The organism is Streptomyces rectiviolaceus, from assembly GCF_039533825.1.
Classification (GTDB): Bacteria; Actinomycetota; Actinomycetes; order Streptomycetales; family Streptomycetaceae; genus Streptomyces; species Streptomyces rectiviolaceus.
Map to the genome: position 1 here is coordinate 12,540 of NZ_BAAAUG010000198.1, position 3,623 is coordinate 16,162.

The 3,623-nt window shown below is 71.9% G+C and carries 3 protein-coding genes and 1 pseudogene; 3 read left to right on the forward strand and 1 reads right to left on the reverse strand.

Annotated features, from left to right (window positions below; translation table 11 throughout):
- The 3 genes and pseudogenes from ABD378_RS40085 to ABD378_RS40095 all read left to right on the forward strand — a co-directional run.
- Positions 1 to 245 (forward strand): annotated as a pseudogene (locus ABD378_RS40085) (PAC2 family protein); the annotation flags it as partial.
- A 241-nt stretch (positions 246 to 486) separates the two neighbouring features.
- Positions 487 to 2,313 (forward strand): S8 family peptidase, encoded by a 1,827-nt coding sequence (locus tag ABD378_RS40090; RefSeq protein WP_344529682.1) that lies wholly within the window; start codon positions 487 to 489, stop codon positions 2,311 to 2,313.
- A gap of 34 nt (positions 2,314 to 2,347) precedes the next feature.
- Positions 2,348 to 2,923 (forward strand): hypothetical protein, encoded by a 576-nt coding sequence (locus ABD378_RS40095; RefSeq protein WP_344529684.1) that lies wholly within the window; start codon positions 2,348 to 2,350, stop codon positions 2,921 to 2,923.
- A gap of 85 nt (positions 2,924 to 3,008) precedes the next feature.
- Here the strand turns inward: ABD378_RS40095 and ABD378_RS40100 are convergent.
- Positions 3,009 to 3,623, reverse strand: a 615-nt coding sequence (locus tag ABD378_RS40100; protein ID WP_344529686.1) for an NPCBM/NEW2 domain-containing protein, incomplete at its 5' end; no start/stop codon positions are given.

Consider the following 3,623-nt stretch of genomic DNA (forward strand, 5'->3'; position numbering starts at 1 on the left):
GCCCGCCGCAGCCCGGCGGCCATGCCACGGAGGGCGGCGACCCGGCCCCGTATCTGCGCGACACCCCCGGCGGCGACCGCACCCGGCCGCCGAAACCGCAGCCGCGTCCGGAGCCGGAGCCAGGAACGGGACCGGGATCGGGACCAAGCCCGGGACCGGCATCGGGATCGGGACCGGCATCGGGCTCGGAACCGGACGAGGAAAGCAGCGGCGAATCCGGACCGTCTGATTCCTCCGAGGACTGACAGAGAGCGGAACCAGCGTGGGGCGGCACCCGAAAGGGTGCCGCCCCACTGCGTTCGGTGTATGGCCGGATTGAGGCGTGACATCGGCTTCCGGACGAATTGCACGGGGTTCCCAAATCGCCTTGATTTCAAACCCAGTTGAGGCAAAGGGGGTGGACGGCCGCCCCGGTCGGTAGCAGGGTGTGCCCCGGAACGCGCGGCCACAGCACGGCACCCAATGACCGAGGGGAGCGGTGAAGCGATGACCGACCAGGTAGAGCCGACAGGCGGCCCGGGATCCAGTGGACCCGGACCCGACGGAGCGGGATTCACCTACCGGGCGTCCGAGCAGGAGCTGATCGTCGTCGCACGGCCCGAGGCCCGGCTGCGTGCCCAGGCCGATGGCGTCCGCTCGGCGGCCGGCTCCGACGTGTCCGCCCTCAACATGTTCCTCGGCGACGAACAACTCGCCCTGGAACCGCTGTTCGGCAACGAGGAGCGTCTCCTCTCCGCGGGCCGGCAGCACATCGAATCGGACGACGGCGACGACGTCCCGGACCTGGCGCTCTTCTACCGCGTGCGCGGCGGCGAGAGCAGGGCGCAGGAGCTGCGCTCGCGGTTGGCGGCGCTGCCGGGGATCGACACGGCGTACGTCAAGCCGGGCGCCGTACCGGCGTCGCTCGGCTCGACGGACCGGCCGCAGCCTCCGCCGCAGCGCCAACCCGGCCAGTCCGGCCAGCCCGGCCAGTCCGCCCCGTTCGCGTCCGCGGACATCGGCGAGTCCGGGCGCCGCAAGGAAGGCGCCCCCGTCACCCCCGACTTCACCGGCCGCCAGGGCTATCTGCGCCCGGCGCCCGAAGGCGTGGACGCGCACTGGGCGTGGCAGCGGCTCGGCGGTTCGGGCGAGGGCGTCACGGTGATCGACATCGAGGGCGCCTGGCAGCTGAGTCACGAGGACCTGACCGGCAAGCTCGCCGGCGTGGTCATCGGCACCCCCATCCAGGACGTGGCCTGGCGCAACCACGGCACCGCGGTGATCGGCGTGATCGGCGGCGACCGCAACTACGTGGGCATCTCCGGCATCGCGCCCGAGGCCATGACCGCTGCGGCCTCCTTCCAGCCCCTGGGCACCGCGGCCACGATCCACGCGGCGGCGGACCGGCTCGGCCCCGGCGACATCGTCCTGATCGAACTGCACCGGCCAGGACCGCGGTTCGACTTCGAGCCGCGTGACGACCAGCGGGGCTACATCGCCCTGGAGTGGTGGCCTGACGACTACGCGGCGATCCGGTACGCAAGCGCGAAGGGCGTCATCGTCGTCGGAGCGGCGGGCAACGGCGCGGAATCCCTGGACGACGCGGTGTACGAGCGCAGGCCGGACGAATTCCCCGCGTGGTGGCGCAACCCCTTCAACCCCTCCAACAGGCCCTCCGGCGCCGTCCTGGTCGGCGCGGGCGCACCACCGCCCGGCACGCACGGCCGCGATCACGGACCTGACCGCTCACGCCTGGGCTTCTCCAACTACGGCGCCCGCGTGGACGCGCAGGGCTGGGGCCGCGAGACCACCACGACCGGCGGCTCCTGGAACCAGCCGGGCGACCTGCAGGGCGGCGCCGACGAGATCGCCTGGTACACGGACACGTTCTCCGGCACCTCGTCCGCCTCACCGGTCGTCGTCGGGGCGCTGGCCTGTCTGCAGGGCATGCTGAAGGCCGCGGGCCAGCAGCTGATGACGCCCCAGCGCGCGCGTGCGGTACTGCGCTCGACGGGCTCGCCGCAGCAGGACGCGCCGGGCCGCCCCGCCTCGCAGCGGATCGGCAACCGCCCCGACATCAAGTCGGCGGTCACGAACCTGCTGCCGTCGGCGGTGGGCGCGGGCCGGGCCGAGCGCTACTGGGACGAGCTGCTCCCGTATCCCAACGAACTCCCGCCACGCCTGAGGCTGTTCGTCGCCGGGGAGTGGCGCAACCTGAACCACCCGTCCCCCGACATCCGCCAGGCGGTGCACGCCGCCTTCGCGGGCGGGCACCCCGACGTACGCGTCTGGTTCTCGGACGACGAGGTCGTCGGCCTGGTCGTCACGGGCTGAAGCACCCCAACCATTGAGGGAAGGTGGCACTTACATGAGCACCACCCCGCACATGAACCCCATGCAGCAGCAAGGCCAGCAGTACGGACCCCAGCAGCAGTACGGCCAGCAGCAGTTCGGCTCCCAGCAGAGGCAGCAGCAACAGGGCCAGCAGCAGGGCCCGAGCACCGCGCCGCCGCAGCAGTTGGACCCGCAGGGCATGCGCGGCATGCAGGGGATGCAGGGGGCGCAGGGCATGCAGGGAGCGCAGCAGCACGTACCGCCGCATCTCCAGCAGCAGCTCCAGCAACTCGGCCAGCGGCCGCCCTACCAGCAGCTGCTCCAGCAGCTCGGCCAGGAGAACGTCCCGCAGGCGCAGGCACCTGAGATCTCCACCCAGGCGGTCGCGTCGGGCGTCGCCATGTCGTTCTGGGACGTCATCCAGCCCCTGCCGGGCCAGTCGTCGGTCCTCTACCTGATGATCGACAACGCCTGGAAGGCGTTCATCAACCCGAGTCAGCAGACCCACGACGCGGTCCAGGAGGCCTTCGCCTTCGGACAGCAGGTGATCGGCTACTACGACACCACCAACCCGTCCTATCTCGTGGCCATCGTGATCACCACGAAGTGACGCGAGGGCGGTGACGGACCGCGGCGCCGGGCGGAGTCCTTCCCGCCCGGCGCCGCTCCCTGCCGACGACCGGCTACGGCTTCGGCTACGCGCAGCTGAACTTCGCCGCTGCCCAGTCCGCGTGGTCCCCGCTCTTGGAACCGTTCGTGTCGGTCACCTTCAGCTCGACGTGCCGCGCCCCGCTCACGTCGACGTCCACCGGCACGGTCGCCGAGGCACCCGTCACCCTGGGCGAGGTCCACAGCACCTTGCCGTCGGCCTCGACCGAGAAGGCCACCTCTCCGTAGCCGTTGATCTCGTCGTCGATGCCCACGTCGGCCGTGAACTTCGAGCACTGGCCGCCTGTGTAGACCTCGATCGCGGAGTCGGCGTGGGTGCCGAGCCCCTTCTCGTACGTCTTCCCGGCGAGGGTCAGCGTGTGGCCGTCCTCGGCGCCCGACTCGCCGTTGCTGCGGTCGCGTTCGGCGGGGCCGTAGCCGTTGGCCGACTTGAGCCACGCCATGTCGCTCGCCCAGGTGTCGGCCGTCGGCGCCGGAGGCATGACGGCGACCGCGATCCGCTGGGTGGCGGTGCGGTCCTGGCCCGCCGAGCGGTGGCGAGCCGTCGCGGTCAGCGGCTGCTCTCCGGGGTCGGCGTCCTTGGGCGGGGTGACGGCGACCTCGACGCGGCGCGTGGTGCCCGCCTCGACGCGGTCGGCGTG

Bases quoted from the DNA above. Each gene is read 5' to 3' on its own strand.
- ABD378_RS40090 (WP_344529682.1), top strand. From the start codon at position 487: ATGACCGACCAGGTAGAGCCGACAGGCGGCCCGGGATCCAGTGGACCC.
- ABD378_RS40095 (WP_344529684.1), top strand. From the start codon at position 2,348: ATGAGCACCACCCCGCACATGAACCCCATGCAGCAGCAAGGCCAGCAG.